The sequence below is a fragment of the Chlamydia sp. 16-02 genome (assembly GCF_042235055.1).
Taxonomy (GTDB): Bacteria; Chlamydiota; Chlamydiia; order Chlamydiales; family Chlamydiaceae; genus Chlamydia.
This window is the reverse complement of the sequence record NZ_CP114172.1, coordinates 572,427-589,040: the sequence shown is the minus strand read 5'-3', so window position 1 is coordinate 589,040 and position 16,614 is coordinate 572,427. Positions and strand designations below refer to the sequence as shown.

Below are 16,614 nucleotides of genomic sequence, written 5' to 3'. Positions count from 1 at the left end.
TCCGGCATGAAGCTACGATAACAAAATGTTATCATAAAAAAGAAAAAGAGAATTTGTCAAATCCATTGTTTTTGTTTTATTTACAAAATATAATTTTTTTATTTGATAAAACATTTTTTTATTTAGTAAAATAAATAAAAAGGTTTTTTATGAAAAAGTTAGTTTTGTACTTTGGTACTTTTGTTGTATCTCTTTTTTGCGGAGTTTTTTTATGGGATAATGTGCCTTGTGCGCATAAGGCCATGCAGGTCACCGCAAATTATAGTGTCGATGTTTTTGAGAAAAGCTGCCGGCTTGTTCGCAAAGTTTCTGGATTCGAAAGACTCCGAGTTTTTGAAAGGAAGTTTTCTCCAGAGCAAATATTGACTTTCTTCCCTGAGCATGTGGATGGAAATGCCTCTGTAGAACTGACTTTTGTTCCTCATACACTGATGCATGTGCGTTTTTCTAGAGAGGATACTGTCAAGAAAATGATGGTCAGTCAAGAGGGTGAGATCCTTTGGAGCTTATCAAATGGTGAAATGGTTCTTAATACTGGAACATGGGCTTGTTCTAAAGGATTTAGGGAATGTCTAATGCTAAAAGCAGGAAAACAAGATGTTAATGTTATGCAGGCTTTAGCAAACCTCGGAGGAGCAGCTTCTAAAGAATCATTGACACACGCTCTATCTATGAAAAATATCAGAGCTGAAAAAGTGATTCGTGCCTGCCAGAAAAAGAAGTTGATTTTCTCAATGGGTAGTCAAATAGGAAGCCATTTTCAACAGCTCCAGCCGATTAAAGGTTGTACAACAACAATCCAATCGTCCCCTGTATGGTTGCGAAGACCTCGAGGTTCCTCTATTGTATCGCCACAATTTTCTGAAGATCGCGTAAGTAGTCTTGCCGGAATGATTTTTGGAAATAATTTCTTAATATTAGATAAGGTTGTTGTTTATGTTCCTGTGTATAAAGTGTCCTTAGTTGCTGCAGATAATAGTGTTCGTATAGAATACGTTAATGCTGTAACAGGGAAACCATTTCTGGATATTTAAACAGCAATAAACCAAACAGGAAGTTGAGATTTTTCTAAATCCTTCTGAAGACCACTGGTATCTTCAGAAACAAAATAGTCTGCATCGGGAGAGATGGAGGCCACGCGCTCATTATTCTTTGTGAAAACTAGAGATAGGGTGCGAGATCCGGGATATTTGCGTATGATTTGCTTTAATATGCACAGGTGGCTATGGCGTAATTGTCCAAGATCAAGAGATAACTTAACTATAGAAGCTTGAGATCGATTATCAGTAGTTTTTGACATAGTAGATGTTTTCCTCTGACTCGTATCTTTATTAGTTTCTAAGTTTAAATACGACATTTTCTGCATCTGACTTTTGATCTTATCAAACATGTCGTCGCATTCTTGAAGGAGATTTTCATTAATAAGAGATAAATCCTTCATCCACCGGCAAGATAGGCGTAAAGATTCACTACGTTTATCGATAGATAAAATAGCATAAATTAAACGATCTTCTTCTAAAAGTTCCTGTTGTTCAGCGTACATTTCTGGCCATATAGGTAATTCATAAGAATCAACACCGTCGTTAACACGTAGTAAAGCAAATTTTCTTTGCCCTTTTGAAGAAATTCGTGTTGTGACCTTGTCGATAATGAATATGGTCCGAATTACCGAACCATGAGGGAGGTTTTCAAATTCTCCTGGGCTGACAACAGAAAGCTGAGGTAGAATATCTTTAACAGCATCCATAGGATGCTCAGTAAGATAAATACCTAATAACTCTTTCTCTTTCTTAAGTATTTCTTTTTTTGATCTATGAACAACATTTGTAACTGGAGTTAACGCTACAGGATGTTCTTGATGCATAGTATTTAAAGAAAAGAAGGTCATAACTCCGGTAGCAGCCTCTTTTTTTTCTTTAGATATTGTATCATAGAGAGTTTCTAACGTGGCTTGAGCAATGTCTCTATCAGTCTCAAAAACATCGAAACATCCTGCATCGATTAAGTTTTCTGTGTGCTTCTTGGTGACCTTCTTTAAATCAGAACGTTGGATAAAATCTTGAATGCTTTGATATGGCCCACGTTTCTCTCTTTCCTCAACGATACTTTCTACAAGACCTTTACCTATACCTCGAATAGCTCCCATAGCAAAACGAATGCCTCTATCTGTAGCAACAAAGTTTGTTCCTGATTCATTAATGTCAGGAGGGAGGATACAGATATCCATGCTATGTGCTTCGTGAATGAGTTTTCCTACTTTCTCAATATCATCAGAGTCGCAGGTAAGAAGAGCTGCTAACCATTCTTTAGGGTAATTTGCTTTAAGATAAGCAGTTGTATAGGTAATTAACCCATAAGCAGCTGCATGGGACTTGTTAAAGCCATAGGAAGCAAATTTTTCCATTTTATCAAAAATGGTTGTTGCTAAATCTGGATCGATACCATTTTTACATGCGCGTTCACAAAACTTTGTACGCTCTTGAAGCATCTGCTTGATATCTTTTTTCCCCATGGCACGACGTAAGACATCACCTTCCCCTAGGGAATAGCTTGCTAAAGATCCGGCAATTTGCATAACTTGCTCTTGATAGACCATAATGCCATAGGTCTCTTTGAGAATAGACTCCATAAGAGGATGATCGTACTCTATGATCTCTTTGCCGTGCTTTCGATTAATGAAGGAGGGGATCATATCCATAGGACCAGGACGATATAAAGCACCTATGGCGATGATTTCTTCAAAGGAATCGGGACGAAGATTTTTTGCTAACTCTTGCATTCCTTTAGATTCCATTTGGAATATCCCCATTGTCTTGCCTTGGTGCAAAAGAGCAAATGTTGTTTTGTCATCCAAGGGAAGAGAGGCCATTTCTAATAGCTTGCCAGTTTTCTTTTGGATTGCATGAATAGCAATATGGATACTTGTTAAAGTTTTTAATCCTAAGAAGTCCACTTTAAGCATTCCCACACTTTCCACAGGCTTCATGGAAAATTGTGTAGTAATCATTGTAGAATCTTTAGAAATACAGATTGGGATGTGATTAGTTAAGCGGTCTCCACAAATAATAACTCCAGCAGCATGTACTCCTGTATTGCGGATAGATCCTTCTAGATGCATCGCCATATCAATAACCTGAGCAGCCTCAGAATCATTGGTGTACAACTCATTTAGATGAGGGTCTGTTTCTAAAGCTTTTGCCAATGTAGTATTAAGTTCTGGAATATGCTTGGCGATGTGGTTAACTTTAGAAAGAGAAACATCCAAAGTCCTTCCCACATCTTTCACAGCCATTTTGGCTTTCATAGTTCCAAAAGTAATAATCTGAGCTACGTTATCTTTTCCGTGGCGTTCTGTCGCATAATTGATAACGCGTTCTCGCCCTGCCATACAAATATCAATATCGATATCGGGGTAAGATAAACGCTCGGGATTAATGAATCTTTCAAAGAACAGATCGAAGCGGATAGGTTCTATTTCTGTGATTCCTAGTAAGAATAACATGACTGATCCGGCTCCAGAACCTCGCCCAGGACCTACAGGGATTCCATTATCTTTTGCCCAACGAATAATATCCCAAACAATAAGGAGATAGTCACACATCCCTTTAGGAATGATAATTGACATTTCCATTTCCAAGCGTTCTTTAACTAATTCTAGGGGATCTCTATCAGGAAATTTTTTAGAGATATGACTAAGCTGTTCTAGAGTATATTTTGTAGATAACCCTTGTTCGCAAAGCTCGCGAAGAAAAGCTGAAGAAGCTTCGTAACGTTCTTCTTCCGTATACGTTTGCTTTTCTTTAAGAAACTCAGGAACGTAAATAGGGTAGTGCTTATTCGAAAGATTCAATTTAAGATTACATTTGTCCGCAACTTCTAAAGTATTGGAGATTGTTTCTGGATGATCAGCAAATAAAACAGCCATTTCTTCCGGAGACTTAAAATAATACTCTCTACTGCGAAACGTTTTTCTCTTAGGATTGGGGATATATGTATTCTGTTTTGCAATTCTTATTGTTTCGCCTAGTTGTACATTAAGAAGAATCTCATGCGCTAACCAATCATTAGGATGGATATAATGAATATCGTTAGTAGCTACTGAACGAATTCCTAAATGCTTGCTGGTTTTTAATACAGCCTGATTAACTTTTACTTGAGCTTCGATAAATTGATGATACTCGTGTTTTAACCATTCTTCTCCTAAGGAGACAATTTTCTCCTCAGACATTTTATGAAGTTGGATTTCACTATAGAAATCATCACCAAATAGGTTTTGATACCAGAGGAGGTCTTTTTCAAGAGCTTCTTCAGATTCTAAAGCAGCTTGAGCTACAGAGCCAGATAGACAGGCAGATAGACAAATAAGACCCTTAGAATGTTGACTGAGAAGTTCTCTATCTATCCTAGGGAAATAATAAAAACCTTCAGTGAATGCTAGGGAAGACAATAAGCAGAGATTGCGATATCCCTGTTCATTTTTACATAAAAGAATGAGATGATTTGCTACGCGGCTTTTTTTCTCTTTTTTCTTATCAAAACGTGAAGTCGGAGCCACATAAATTTCACAGCCAATGATAGGCTTGATGTCGTTTTGTTGACACTCCTTATAAAACTCAATAGCTCCGTATAAATTTCCATGATCTGTTAATGCAAGAGAAGGAATTTGATATTCCTTTGCCTTTGCTACGAAGCTCTTAATCGAGCTTGTAGCATCTAGAATGGAATATTGAGAATGACAGTGAAGAGGTATCCAAGTCACTAGTAAATCCTGGCGTCAACCCACATTACTTTTTAGTTTGCAAGCTTCTCTCGGAGGCATTCCATGTAGGAAGGAATAAAACCAAAGCAATTAAAGCACAACCTAGAAGAGCGATGAAGAAACCTCTCCAACCCCAATCTTGTGCGATTTTCCCTAAAGGATAACCCGCAAATGCTGCTCCGAAATAAGCAAACCAACCTGCGAAACCACTAGCAGTCCCCGCGGCTTTTTTATGAGATAATTCCGCAGCTGCTAAACCAATCATCATTTGAGGCCCAAACAGGAAGAAACCGATGACGAAGAGTAAGGTGCCGTCTAACCACCACATATCTTGATTACGGCCATACCACATGCCTAAAATTGAGAATAATAATCCTAAAGAAAATACAACATTCATCGGGCCACGCTTGCCCTTGGAAATCTTATCGGATAACCATCCGGCAATTAACATACCGAAAAGCCCACCGATTTCGAATAAAGAAACGCAGAAGTTAGCTTTAACAGCAACGTAGCGTTTTGTCTCAATTAAGAATAACGCGCTCCAATCATTTACAGCCATACGAACAACGTAAATGAAAAATGAAGCAAAAGACAATAACCAGATCCACTTGTTCTTCAGAACATAAGTAAAGAGAATTTCTTTAGTGGATAATTCTTTTTCAGCTTCTTCTTCTAGAATATCTGCTGTTGTTTCTTCATGCTTCCGAGACTCCTGTTCTTTCCTGTATTTTTCAATAGCAGGAAGACCTAGGGATTGTGGTGTATCACGGAGACGATTGATTAAAACAAATCCCATGATAATACATAGTACACCCGGGATAAACATAGCCCCGCGCCAACCACAACAATCAATAGCAAATCCCGTAAGAATAGGAATTAAAGCTCCACCAATGTTATGTGAAGTGCTCCACACACTCCACCAGGTCCCTCTTTCAGATTTTGAATACCAGTGAGTTAGTAAACGAGCGCATGGAGGCCAGCCCCATCCTTGAAACCAACCATTAAGCCCCCACCACAAAGCAAATAACAGAATTGAAGAGGACATTCCAAAGAAGATGTTCGTAAGTCCTGTGATAATTAAACCCAATGCCATGAAATAACGAGGGTTTGACTGATCAGACATGACACCACTAACGAATTTACTGACGCCATAGCTAATGTATAAAGTACTCCCGATGATTCCTAGTTGTGCTTTATCAAAGCCAAGGTCCGTCATCAATGTGGGCATGGCAAAGGTAAAACTCTTCCTTGTGAAATAGTAGAAGACATACCCTATAAACATGCTGTAAAAGATTCTAATTCTCCAATACTTGTATTGTTTTTTGACTAATTCTGGATCATCAAGTTCTTTAATATGCTTGGGAGGCTGAAAGAATTTGGTCCAAATATTCATCATAAGATCTCATGTTTAAATATTTAATATAGTTTCAGTAGAATAGGGAAGACCTGAGGTTAACACATGGGCAATGAAAAAACAAGAAAGTAATAGCATGTTGTAGCATGCATAAACATTGATTAATTGTAGTTTTCAGTTGCTTATTTTAGTATAGATCGACGTATTAATATCTGAGTTTACATCCCTTTATTTTAATTTTTATCGCTATCACAAAAATGAAGCAAATGGCTTATAGAACCGCATTATGAAGAGAATGATTATACTATTCGCAAGTTTGTTTTTAACTCCAATAGGCATTGAAGATACTAGAGAGGCAAGATCTTTTGAGGCTAAAATTTGGAAGAAAATATTGCGAATACATATTCGAGAATATGAATTTCCTCGCCAAGAGATTATAGAACCTCTCTTTTGTGAATCTTCCGACTCTTATGTAGGGCGGGTTTAATTTTGCTCTTTATCTGAATTTGGGATATTCTACTCTTAAAATTGTTTAATTAAAATTAAAGACATACGGTGAAAGTAGCTTTACCCAAAGGGGTTTTCGATATATTCCCTTATATTACTGATACGAAACATATGTGGAGACATACTTCCTTATGGCATCAGGTGGAAGATGTTATTCATGAAGTATGTCATTTATATGGGTTTTCAGAGATCCGTACACCTGTTTTTGAAAAGTCAGAGGTGTTTTTACATGTCGGAGAGCAAAGCGACATTGTAAAAAAAGAAATGTATACTTTTCTGGATAAGAAAGGTCGGTCATTAACACTACGACCTGAAGGAACAGCCCCGATAGTGCGCTCATTCATAGATAATCCTATGAGTCAACGCGATGACAATAAATTTTATTATATCCTTCCTATGTTTCGTTATGAGCGTCAACAATCGGGAAGATACCGTCAGCATCATCAATTTGGTTTAGAAGCCATAGGAGTGCGACACCCTCTTCGTGATGCAGAAGTTCTAAGTTTGCTTTGGCATTTTTATTCTGCAGTAGGTTTGCAGCACATGCAAATTCAGTTGAATTTTTTAGGTGGAGAGATCACACGCAAGCGTTACGATCAGGTTTTGCGCGAGTATTTTCTTCAACATTTAAACTCCCTGTCTTCTTTAAGTAAGGAAAGGTTTAATACAAATTTATTGAGAATACTAGATTCTAAAGAACCAGAAGATCAAGAGATTATTAAATCCGCGCCCCCGATTCTTGACTATATTTCGAATGAAGATCGAAAATATTTCGATGAAATTCTTTCTGCTTTAAACATTTTAAATATTCCTTACTCTATTAATCCAAGATTGGTTCGAGGTTTAGACTACTATACGGATGTAGTTTTTGAAGCGATCACGACATTCGGAGGTCACTCCTATGCTTTGGGAGGAGGAGGACGTTATGATGGGCTGATTGCAGCATCTGGGGGACCAGCCACTCCTGCTTGTGGTTTTGGAATTGGTTTGGAAAGGGTCATTCAAACATTATTAGCTCAAGGGAATCTAACACTTCCATCTTCCCAGAAATTACGTTTAATTCCTGTTGATTCAGAAGCTGATTCTTTTTGTTTTGTTTGGGCTCAACATTTACGTAGTTTGGGAATCCCTACAGAAGTTGATTGGACACATAAGAAATTGAAAATCGCTTTAAAAACAGCAGATGCAGAGAAAGTAACTTTTGTTTGTCCAATAGGAGAAAGAGAATTGCTTTCTGAGGAATTGACCATTAAAAATATGTCTTTACGTCAAGAATTCTCTGGTTCAAAGCAAGAGATAGAGCAAAGGTTGCTATATGAAATACAGAACACATCGTTGTAATGAGTTGTCCCTAAGCAATGTTGGAGAACGGGTACGCGTATCCGGATGGGTACATCGTTATCGTAATCATGGGGGTGTCGTTTTTATAGATTTACGAGATCGTTTTGGGATTACACAAATAGTCTGTCGTGAAGATGAGAAACCTGAATTACATCAGTTAGTTGATTCTGTTCGTTCGGAGTGGGTCTTGTCTGTAGAAGGCTCCGTATGCCGACGTTTAGAGGGTATGGAAAACTCTAATTTAGCTACAGGTGACATTGAAGTAGATATTGAAAAAGTAGACATTTTGTCAAAAGCTAGAAATTTGCCTTTCTCTATCTCTGATGAGCATATCCATGTGAATGAGGAGCTGCGATTAGAATATCGTTATTTAGATATGCGTCGAGGTCAGATTTTAGACCGGTTGATCTATCGTCATAAGGTTATGTTAGCCTGTCGTCAATATATGGATAAACAAGGTTTCACTGAGGTTGTTACTCCTGTTCTAGGTAAATCTACTCCTGAAGGAGCTAGAGATTATCTAGTCCCTTCTAGAATATATCCTGGAAGTTTTTATGCTTTGCCTCAGTCGCCACAACTATTTAAACAGATTCTTATGGTGGGCGGTTTAGATCGATATTTTCAAATAGCTACTTGCTTTAGAGATGAAGATCTGCGAGCCGATCGGCAGCCCGAATTCTCGCAAATTGATATTGAGATGAGTTTTGCTACTCCGGACGATCTTTTCCCTATTATTGAACAGCTAGTAGTTGAAATGTTTGCTGTTCAAGGAATTAGAATAGATCTTCCTCTGCCTAGAATGACCTATCAAGAAGCAAAAGATTTATATGGAACAGATAAACCTGATCTTCGATTTGGTTTGCAATTACGTGATTGTCGAGAGCACGCAAAACAATTTTCTTTCTCTATATTTTTAGATCAACTTGCCCAAGGAGGCACAATAAAAGGTTTTTGCGTCCCTGGTGGTGCAGATATTTCGCGTAAACAGCTTGATATTTACACAGAGTTTGTAAAGCGCTATGGCTCTATGGGACTGGTTTGGATTAAAAAACAGGAAAATGGTGTAGCTTCTAATGTTGCTAAATTTGCTTCTGAAGAAGTTTTTGAAGCTATGTTTGCGGACTTCGGAGCTGAAGATAATGACATCTTGCTTTTGATAGCAGCTCCAGAATCTGTAGCTAACCAATCTTTGGATCATTTACGTAGATTGATTGCTAAAGAGCGTAATTTATATAACGAATCACAATATAATTTTGTTTGGATTACAGATTTCCCGCTATTTGCTAAAGAAGATGGAAAGATATGTTCGGAACACCATCCGTTTACCTCTCCTTTAGATGAAGATATTCCTTTATTGGACACAGATCCTTTATCCGTACGTTCTTCGAGTTATGACTTGGTTCTTAACGGATATGAAATAGCTTCCGGATCACAACGTATCCATAATGCAGATTTGCAAAATAAAATATTTTCTATTTTAGAGTTATCTCCAGAGAGTATAAAAGAAAAATTCGGCTTCTTTATAGATGCCTTAAGTTTTGGCACACCACCACATTTAGGAATTGCTTTAGGTTTAGATCGTATTATGATGGTGCTGACAGGAGCTGAAGGTATTCGAGAAGTGATAGCTTTCCCAAAAACTCAAAAGGCTGCAGATTTAATGATGAATGCGCCTGCGGAAATTATGACTTCCCACTTAAAAGAACTAAATATTAAGGTAACTTCTTAAATAATTTTATACCTATTTTAGGTGCATGGCATCACATAATGTGAGTGTCTAGGCTACAACCATAGGAGAGAAAATATGAAAAAACGATGGCATTTAATTATAATAACAATGGTTGTGTCCTTTTCCATTGCTTCCTGTGATTCGAGTTCTCAAGGTGGGGACCAAACAGCACAAGTTGGGGAAAAAAGCACTGCTAATGATTCACAACTTTCTGTAAATCAACAGATATCGCGCACTTTCGGTCATTTGCTAGCAAGACAGTTACGCAAATCAGAAGATATCATGATGGATATCACTGAGGTTGCTAAAGGTTTGCAAGCTGAGTTAGAATGCAAAAGCGCACCTTTAACTGAATCAGAATATGAGGAAAAAATGGCAGAAATACAGCAATTAGTTTTCGAGAAGAAAGCGAAAGAAAATCTCTCCCTAGCAGAAAGATTCCTACAAGAGAATAAGAAAAATGCTGGTGTTGTGGAAGTGCAGGCTGATAAATTGCAATACCGCATTGTAAAAGAAGGTGCTGGGAAAGCCATTTCAGGGAAGCCTTCGGCACTTCTTCATTACAAAGGCACTTTTATCAATGGTCAAGTATTTAGCAGCTCAGAAGCTAATAAAGAACCCATCCTTCTTCCTTTAGGACAAACAATACCAGGGTTTGCCTTAGGAATGCAGGGCATGAAAGAAGGTGAAACTCGTATCCTTTATATTCATCCTGATTTAGCCTACGGAACTGCCGGTCAATTACCTCCAAACTCTCTATTGATTTTTGAAATTAGTTTAATTGAAACTACAGATGATTCTGTAGCCACAAAAAATACAGAGAATAAAAATACGGCTTCATGAAAGTAGTTCTCTATAATCCTGATATTCCCCAAAACACGGGGAATATAGGAAGAACTTGTATAGCTCTAGGTGCTGAATTAATTTTAGTGAGGCCCCTAGGGTTTTCTTTGCTGGATAAATTTGTTAAGCGCGCAGGAATGGATTACTGGGATAAGGTCAATCTATCTGTTGTGGATTCTTTAGACGAAGCTCTATCCGGAGTAGATCAAAACAAAGTATTCTGTCTTTCAACCAAAGGTTCACAATACTATGGGGATGTTTCTCTTCCTATGGATGGTGTATATGTTTTTGGTTCTGAATCAAAGGGCTTGCCTGAAGAGGTATTAAAAAAATACCACAACCACTGTTATTACTTGCCCATGAAACCTGGAATCAGATCCCTGAATTTAGCAACAACTGTGGGTGTAGTGCTTTTTGAAGCAGTTCGACAAAATAATCAAAGTGCTTGTATTCGTAACGGGGATTAAGAGTGCTGATTAATTAGCTTAATCAAAGAATCCTTGTCTTTTAGTCCGACTACACGATCGATCTCTTTCCCATCTTTAAATAGAATTAGAGTAGGAATTGAAGAAACTCCGTACTGTTCTGCTGGTGCAGGATGGTCATCTATGTTTACTTTTCCAATAAGTACTGAGGGGACTTCTGTTGCAAGACTTTCTAATACGGGAGTTAGCATTTTGCAAGGCCCACACCATTCAGCAAAAAAATCTATAAGTACTAGGCCCGTGGCGATAAAGGAATTGAAATTTTCAGCAGATACAACTTTGACCATAATTCTCCAATAAGTTCGGGGTATTCATTTTGAATTTTACTTGCAGCTAAGAAGACTTGAACTTCCATGAGCCTAAGCTCACTAGAACCTGAATCTAGCGCGTCTACCGGTTCCGCCATAGCTGCATGAAGGCAGATTGTAGACATAGGTTAAAAAAAACACAATTCAGAAACTTTTTCAAAGGAAAAGAGAGAAAATTCCTATCTATTTCTGAGATTCTTTATTGAGGATAATCAGAGGGTGTTTGACTATGCCTATGAAAGATATTCGTATTAGAAGAACCTTCAGACATCCCTGCTTAGATTATTCATATTTATTAAGATCTTCTAATTGTTTTTAATCATTTGATTTGAAATGCTTTGAGAGTTTGTTAGAGACAGTTTTAAGATTAAAAATTTTCAAGGAATGTTATGGAAACGGAACAACATGAAACTTCTGAGAACATGAAACAATTTTTTCAAAATCTAGAAGAGATAAAGCTTTTCCTAAAGGAACATGCAGGCGAACATCCAAAACTTCAGGAAGCTTTTGATATGTTCGATAAAACATTTAGAGTGGAGGATTAAAGTAAGATTAATATATTTAGGGTGTTGTTTAATCTACTTTAGACGCTTGTGTGACGGTAAATAAAGGTTCCGGGACTTACACAGTAGATCCCAGCGGGTGTTAACATAGGACAAAAATAAACGGTTCTTTGGATATTTAATAACTTTTATTAACACGCTGCAATAATAGAAGATCCATGATGTAGGTATTTAACTTGAGAATATTGACGTCATGGCTTTAAAACTCTAAATAATAAAAATTATTTCCTAATGTTGTTCTTGGGCTCCTCTAGTTTCATTGCGATACGTTCAATAAAATGCCCCAGCCACGGTCTTGAAAGTGTCATTCAGTAACACTACTCTTCACTTTATTGCGAATAATCAATTTATCTTTTTAATTCCCGCAACGGCTAGTAGCTTTATGTTCAACATAATTCTCGTGTTATGCTAGTATGATTGATTTAATGTGAAACAGTGCTAAACTATTCTTGAGTTTATTGCTTTAGAAAATAAAAATTCTTCAGTAAACCGGGAAAACTTTTAATTTGCTTCATTAGCTGAAAAAGGGATGAGCATGAATATTTCTGGAAGTATCAAGCAGAAACTTCTCCAGTTTTTGGGAAAACAAAAAGCACCAGAATTGTTGGCCACGTATCTATTTTATCTAGAACAAGCTCTAAATATAAATCCTGTGGTTTTCGTTCGTGACAAAATCATTTTTAAAACTCCAGAAGATGCTATTCGAATTCTTGAGGAAGACAAAAAGATTTGGCGCGAAACAGAGATACAAATTTGCTCTGGGAAACCGGAAGTTAACGAACACACAAAAAGAATCTATATTTGTCCTTTCACTGGAAAGGTGTTTGCTGACAACGTGTATGCTGATCCTCAAGATGCTATTTATGATTGGTTATCTTCGTGTCCTCAAAATACAGAGCGCCAAAGTGGTGTTCGTGTAAAACGTTTCCTTGTGTCCGACGATCCAAGTATGATCAAAGAATACATAGTTCCTCCTAAAGAGCCAATTGTTAAAACTGTTTTTGCCTCTGCTATTACAGGAAAACTATTCCACAGCTTACCAACGCTTATAGAAGATTTTACCTCTGCATATTTGCGTCCTATGACTTTGGAAGAAGTGCAAAATCAAAATAAGTTCCAATTGGAAGGTACTTTCTTATCTTTACTACAAGATGCTCTCGTCGAAGACAAAATTGCTGAGTTTGTAGAAAGCTTGGCGGATGATACAGCCTTTCATGTATATATTAGTCAATGGGTAGATACAGAAGAGTAACCAATTCTGCTCAAGAAACTGTAGATATAGGTATCGAACTTGGCAAAATACTTCCTCAAGGAGTTGTTTTGTTATTGTTTGGTGACTATGGTGCAGGGAAAACAGAATTTGTTCGCGGCGTTGTACAAGGATATTTGGGGGATGCTTTGGCTCAAGAAGTCGCTAGTCCTTCATTTTCTCTTTTACATGTGTATGGTAGTGAGCTGCAAAGAATCTGCCACTATGATTTCTACCGCATAGATGCTGTCGGAGAAAATCAACAAGATCTTTTTCAGGATGCTGAAGAAGAAGATGTTTTATGTATAGAATGGCCGGAAAACATAACGTTACCGCGATTTCGAGAGATGGTGCAGATTCAGATTAATGTGTTAATTACTACTCAAAGAGAAGTGAGCATAGATGCCTCACCATCGATATTGTTAAAATTGCTGAAGGAATAAAAGAGAATCATGACTTTACTAAAAGATACGGTTTTTGTTTGCCTAGATTGTGAAATGACTGGGTTGGATGTAAAAAAAGATCGTATTATTGAATTTGCTGCAATGCGTTTCACTTTTGATAATGTGATTGATTCTATGGAGACTCTGATCAATCCCGACCGTGTGATTTCAGCGGAATCACAAAGAATACATCATATTTCTGATGCCATGTTAAAAGATCAGCCTAGGATTGCTGAGGTATTTCCAAAAATTAAGTCTTTTTTGAAAGAGGGGGACTATATAGTCGGACATAGCGTGGGGTTTGATCTACAGGTCTTAACTCAAGAAGCTGAGAGAGTAGGAGAAAGTTTCTTATCTAAGTATTGCATCATCGATACTTTAAGATTGGCAAAGGAGTACGGAGATAGCCCTAACAATTCATTAGAAGCCCTAGCTGTACATTTCAATGTTCCTTATGATGGCAACCATCGTGCTATGAAAGATGTGGAGATTAACATCAATATTTTTAAACATTTCTGTAAACGGTTTCGAACTATAGAGCAGCTTAAGCAGATGTTGGCAAAACCCATAAAGATGAAGTATATGCCTCTAGGGAAACATAAAGGACGTTGTTTCTCAGAAATCCCACTTTCATATTTGCAATGGGCATCTAAAATGGATTTTGACGCAGATTTACTATTTTCTATAAGACACGAAATTAAGCACCGGCAGAAAGGTACAGGGTTTACTCAGGTCAATAATCCTTTTATAGGATTATAGAATAAATCTGATTTATAAAAGTTTATTTGAAATCTTTGAAGTTCGAGTTATTAAAGAAATAAAAATGTCATTTCAAGTAATCTCTTGATTTTCTTTAGGTCTAAAGATACTATCCAACAAAAAGTAGGCAGCGTTGTCTCTTCCTGGGGGAATTTTTAATGCTTAAGAAAAAGCCCGTATCTTTCAGTTGTATCGACGGTCATATTTATAAAATTTTCCCAAACGATCTAAATGCAAATAATACCGTATTTGGTGGTCTATTAATGAGTTTGCTAGACCGTTTAGCGCTTGTAGTTGCAGAAAGACATACTGAAAGAATTTGCGTAACGGCTTTTGTGGATGCTTTGTGTTTTTATGCTCCTGCCTATATGGGAGAAAATCTAATTTGTAAGGCTGCTGTTAATCGCACATGGAAGACCTCATTGGAGGTTGGTGTTAAGGTGTGGGCAGAGAATATTTATAAGCAGGAAAGACGCCATATTACTTCTGCCTACTTTACGTTTGTTTCAGTAGATGAGAATAATGTTCCTACTCCTGTGCATCAGGTTGTTCCAGAAACTCCTGAAGAAAAACGCCGATATGATGAAGCTGATCAGCGCAGACAATCTCGATTGAATATGAATAAATAGGAACGTTTTGTTCAGAATTCTTAGTTTTCTTTGTTCCTGGATTTTCATAGCTTTTGCTCAACCTGATTTGAGTTGGTTTTTCTCTCTATTGGGGAGCGCTACTGGTTATGGTTTTTTGTGGTATAGTCTAGAACCTCAAAAGCATCCCTACCTATCTTGGAAACAGCTCGTCTCTCTGTTATTTTTTTGGTCTGTCACGATAAATGGTGTGCATTTTTCTTGGCTGCTCTCAGATTTATATGTTGGGAAGTTTATTTATGCTGTTTGGGGCATGCTGATTAGTTTATTGGCATTGCTGTTCACAGCTTTTTCTTGCCTACTATTTTATATAGTACGCAAAAAACATGTGAAAATCCTTTGGTGTTTACCTGGTTTATGGGTAGCCATTGAAATGGTGAGGTTTTATTTTCTCTGTTCAGGAATGTCTCTGGACTATTTAGGCTGGCCAATTACCGCAAATGCTTATGGACGCCAATTTGGAGGTTTTTTTGGCTGGTCAGGAGAAAGTTTTGTCATAGTAGCCACAGGAATTAGTTTTTACCAATTGTTATTAGGAAAGCGCTTTACGCGAGTAGCTTGGTTGGGATGTTTTCTTTTCCCCTATGTTTTAGGAGGGCTACATTATGAATATCTCAAACATACTTTTTCAAAAGAGGAAAGTCTTCGCATAGCTATTACGCAACCAGCGTCCTCAACTTTTTTAGAAGGACCCTGGTCAGGATCTCCAGCAATGGCTTGGCAAAAGCTTATTAGCCTTTCTTCTATTGTGCGAAAACCTGTAGATCTCCTTATTTTCCCTGAGGTTTCCGTTCCTTTTGGAAGAGATAGAAAAGTCTATCCTTATGATGACAGTCAGGTGATACTTTCCCCATTGACACATTTTAAACATAAAGACGAGCTGTTGGCTAATATAGATTGGATGCAAGCTCTTTCGGATCACTTTAATTGTCCTATTCTTATGGGTTTAGAGCGTTGGGAAGAAGTGGATTCCAAACTATATCTGTATAATTCTGCAGAGTGTATTTCTCAATATGGTGAGCTAGTTGGATATGATAAACGTATATTAGTCCCCGGAGGAGAGTATATTCCCGGAGGCAAGTTCGGTTGGTCGGTTTGTAAGAAATATTTCCCAGAATATGCAGTATCTTGTCAGCGTATACCAGGGGGACGTTCCGGAGTTATAGAGATAAAAAACTTACCACGTATGGGAGTTTCCATCTGTTATGAAGAAACTTTTGGAATGCTATTACGCAACTATAAGCGAGAGGGTGCCAAGCTTCTTGTAAATTTAACTAATGACGGATGGTATCCTTCATCAAGGCTGCCACAAGTGCATTTCTATCACGGCATTTTGCGGAATCAGGAATTGGGGTTACCTTGTGTTCGTTCTTGTCATACCGGTATTACTGTGGCTGCAGATGCATTGGGAAGAATAATAAAAATGCTTCCTTATGAAACACATTCTCGGAAGGCATCCCCAGGAGTTTTACAAGTAACTCTTCCTCTTCAAAATTATCCTACTTTGTATGCATTTTGGGGAGATTTCCCTGTGATTTTCGTATCTTTGCTATCTCTAGGGTATATTGGTTGTTATTTTGGATATCGCTTGCTTGCTAAAAAAGAAAAAGGATAATATACGAACACT

Annotated in this window: 14 protein-coding genes and 1 tRNA gene; 11 read left to right on the top strand and 4 right to left on the bottom strand. The window is 37.6% G+C overall.

The window, feature by feature from the left end; all coding sequences use genetic code 11:
- The first annotated feature begins 149 nt into the window (after positions 1-149).
- On the top strand, positions 150-1,034 hold the full coding sequence (locus O1W70_RS02555; RefSeq protein ID WP_332380759.1) for a hypothetical protein: 885 nt from the start codon (positions 150-152) through the stop codon (positions 1,032-1,034).
- Here O1W70_RS02555 and dnaE read toward each other — a convergent pair.
- Both dnaE and O1W70_RS02545 read right to left on the bottom strand, forming a co-directional pair.
- The gene (gene dnaE, locus O1W70_RS02550) at positions 1,031-4,759 is read right to left on the bottom strand and encodes a DNA polymerase III subunit alpha (protein ID WP_332380758.1); all 3,729 of its coding nucleotides are present in this window, start codon (positions 4,757-4,759) and stop codon (positions 1,031-1,033) included. The two genes, O1W70_RS02555 and dnaE, sit on opposite strands and share 4 nt — an antisense overlap.
- Before the next feature lie 25 nt (positions 4,760-4,784).
- The gene (locus tag O1W70_RS02545) at positions 4,785-6,152 is read right to left on the bottom strand and encodes an MFS transporter (RefSeq protein WP_332381162.1); all 1,368 of its coding nucleotides are present in this window, start codon (positions 6,150-6,152) and stop codon (positions 4,785-4,787) included.
- Positions 6,153-6,668: 516 nt separating this feature from the next.
- Between O1W70_RS02545 and hisS the strand changes: the two genes are divergently transcribed.
- From hisS to O1W70_RS02525, 4 genes are all read left to right on the top strand, one after another.
- Positions 6,669-7,961 (top strand): histidine--tRNA ligase, encoded by a 1,293-nt coding sequence (hisS, locus tag O1W70_RS02540; RefSeq protein WP_332380757.1) that lies wholly within the window; start codon positions 6,669-6,671, stop codon positions 7,959-7,961.
- Complete coding sequence (aspS, locus tag O1W70_RS02535; protein WP_332380756.1) at positions 7,936-9,690, top strand: aspartate--tRNA ligase; 1,755 nt, start codon at positions 7,936-7,938, stop codon at positions 9,688-9,690. The genes hisS and aspS overlap by 26 nt, the downstream gene beginning before the upstream one ends.
- A 75-nt stretch (positions 9,691-9,765) precedes the next feature.
- Positions 9,766-10,533 (top strand): FKBP-type peptidyl-prolyl cis-trans isomerase, encoded by a 768-nt coding sequence (locus O1W70_RS02530; protein ID WP_375797314.1) that lies wholly within the window; start codon positions 9,766-9,768, stop codon positions 10,531-10,533.
- The gene (locus O1W70_RS02525; protein ID WP_213240113.1) at positions 10,530-11,000 is read left to right on the top strand and encodes a tRNA (cytidine(34)-2'-O)-methyltransferase; all 471 of its coding nucleotides are present in this window, start codon (positions 10,530-10,532) and stop codon (positions 10,998-11,000) included. The genes O1W70_RS02530 and O1W70_RS02525 overlap by 4 nt, the downstream gene beginning before the upstream one ends.
- On the opposite strand, the gene trxA is transcribed toward O1W70_RS02525, so the two are convergent.
- The gene (gene trxA, locus O1W70_RS02520) at positions 10,997-11,305 is read right to left on the bottom strand and encodes a thioredoxin (protein WP_213240115.1); all 309 of its coding nucleotides are present in this window, start codon (positions 11,303-11,305) and stop codon (positions 10,997-10,999) included. The genes O1W70_RS02525 and trxA overlap by 4 nt on opposite strands.
- 41 nt (positions 11,306-11,346) lie before the next feature.
- Positions 11,347-11,430 (bottom strand) — tRNA-Leu (locus O1W70_RS02515).
- Positions 11,431-11,715: 285 nt separating this feature from the next.
- On the opposite strand from O1W70_RS02515, the gene O1W70_RS02510 reads away from it, so the two are divergent.
- The 6 genes from O1W70_RS02510 (at position 11,716) to lnt (ending at position 16,602) form a co-directional block, all read left to right on the top strand.
- Positions 11,716-11,871 (top strand): hypothetical protein, encoded by a 156-nt coding sequence (locus tag O1W70_RS02510; RefSeq protein ID WP_213240117.1) that lies wholly within the window; start codon positions 11,716-11,718, stop codon positions 11,869-11,871.
- Positions 11,872-12,424: 553 nt separating this feature from the next.
- Positions 12,425-13,141 carry a DUF2709 domain-containing protein gene (locus O1W70_RS02505; protein ID WP_332380754.1) on the top strand — a complete coding sequence of 239 codons (717 nt, stop codon included), beginning with the start codon at positions 12,425-12,427 and terminating at the stop codon, positions 13,139-13,141.
- Positions 13,120-13,581, top strand: a complete 462-nt coding sequence (tsaE, locus tag O1W70_RS02500; RefSeq protein WP_332380753.1) for a tRNA (adenosine(37)-N6)-threonylcarbamoyltransferase complex ATPase subunit type 1 TsaE — start codon at positions 13,120-13,122, stop codon at positions 13,579-13,581. The genes O1W70_RS02505 and tsaE overlap by 22 nt, the downstream gene beginning before the upstream one ends.
- 9 nt (positions 13,582-13,590) lie before the next feature.
- Positions 13,591-14,340 carry a putative quorum-sensing-regulated virulence factor gene (locus O1W70_RS02495; RefSeq protein WP_332380752.1) on the top strand — a complete coding sequence of 250 codons (750 nt, stop codon included), beginning with the start codon at positions 13,591-13,593 and terminating at the stop codon, positions 14,338-14,340.
- A 158-nt stretch (positions 14,341-14,498) separates the two neighbouring features.
- Entirely contained in the window at positions 14,499-14,969 is a 471-nt protein-coding gene (locus O1W70_RS02490; protein ID WP_332380751.1) for an acyl-CoA thioesterase, read from the top strand.
- A 7-nt stretch (positions 14,970-14,976) separates the two neighbouring features.
- Entirely contained in the window at positions 14,977-16,602 is a 1,626-nt protein-coding gene (gene lnt, locus O1W70_RS02485) for an apolipoprotein N-acyltransferase (protein WP_375797313.1), read from the top strand.
- The last annotated feature ends 12 nt before the right edge of the window (positions 16,603-16,614 follow it).

What these genes read in the sequence shown, in the direction of transcription:
- O1W70_RS02555 (WP_332380759.1), top strand. Translation starts at nt 150, where the DNA reads ATGAAAAAGTTAGTTTTGTACTTTGGTACTTTTGTTGTATCTCTTTTT.
- O1W70_RS02545 (WP_332381162.1), bottom strand. Translation starts at nt 6,152, where the DNA reads ATGAATATTTGGACCAAATTCTTTCAGCCTCCCAAGCATATTAAAGAA.
- aspS (WP_332380756.1), top strand. Translation starts at nt 7,936, where the DNA reads ATGAAATACAGAACACATCGTTGTAATGAGTTGTCCCTAAGCAATGTT.
- O1W70_RS02530 (WP_375797314.1), top strand. Translation starts at nt 9,766, where the DNA reads ATGAAAAAACGATGGCATTTAATTATAATAACAATGGTTGTGTCCTTT.
- O1W70_RS02525 (WP_213240113.1), top strand. Translation starts at nt 10,530, where the DNA reads ATGAAAGTAGTTCTCTATAATCCTGATATTCCCCAAAACACGGGGAAT.
- trxA (WP_213240115.1), bottom strand. Translation starts at nt 11,305, where the DNA reads ATGGTCAAAGTTGTATCTGCTGAAAATTTCAATTCCTTTATCGCCACG.
- O1W70_RS02510 (WP_213240117.1), top strand. Translation starts at nt 11,716, where the DNA reads ATGGAAACGGAACAACATGAAACTTCTGAGAACATGAAACAATTTTTT.
- O1W70_RS02505 (WP_332380754.1), top strand. Translation starts at nt 12,425, where the DNA reads ATGAATATTTCTGGAAGTATCAAGCAGAAACTTCTCCAGTTTTTGGGA.
- tsaE (WP_332380753.1), top strand. Translation starts at nt 13,120, where the DNA reads ATGGGTAGATACAGAAGAGTAACCAATTCTGCTCAAGAAACTGTAGAT.
- O1W70_RS02495 (WP_332380752.1), top strand. Translation starts at nt 13,591, where the DNA reads ATGACTTTACTAAAAGATACGGTTTTTGTTTGCCTAGATTGTGAAATG.
- O1W70_RS02490 (WP_332380751.1), top strand. Translation starts at nt 14,499, where the DNA reads ATGCTTAAGAAAAAGCCCGTATCTTTCAGTTGTATCGACGGTCATATT.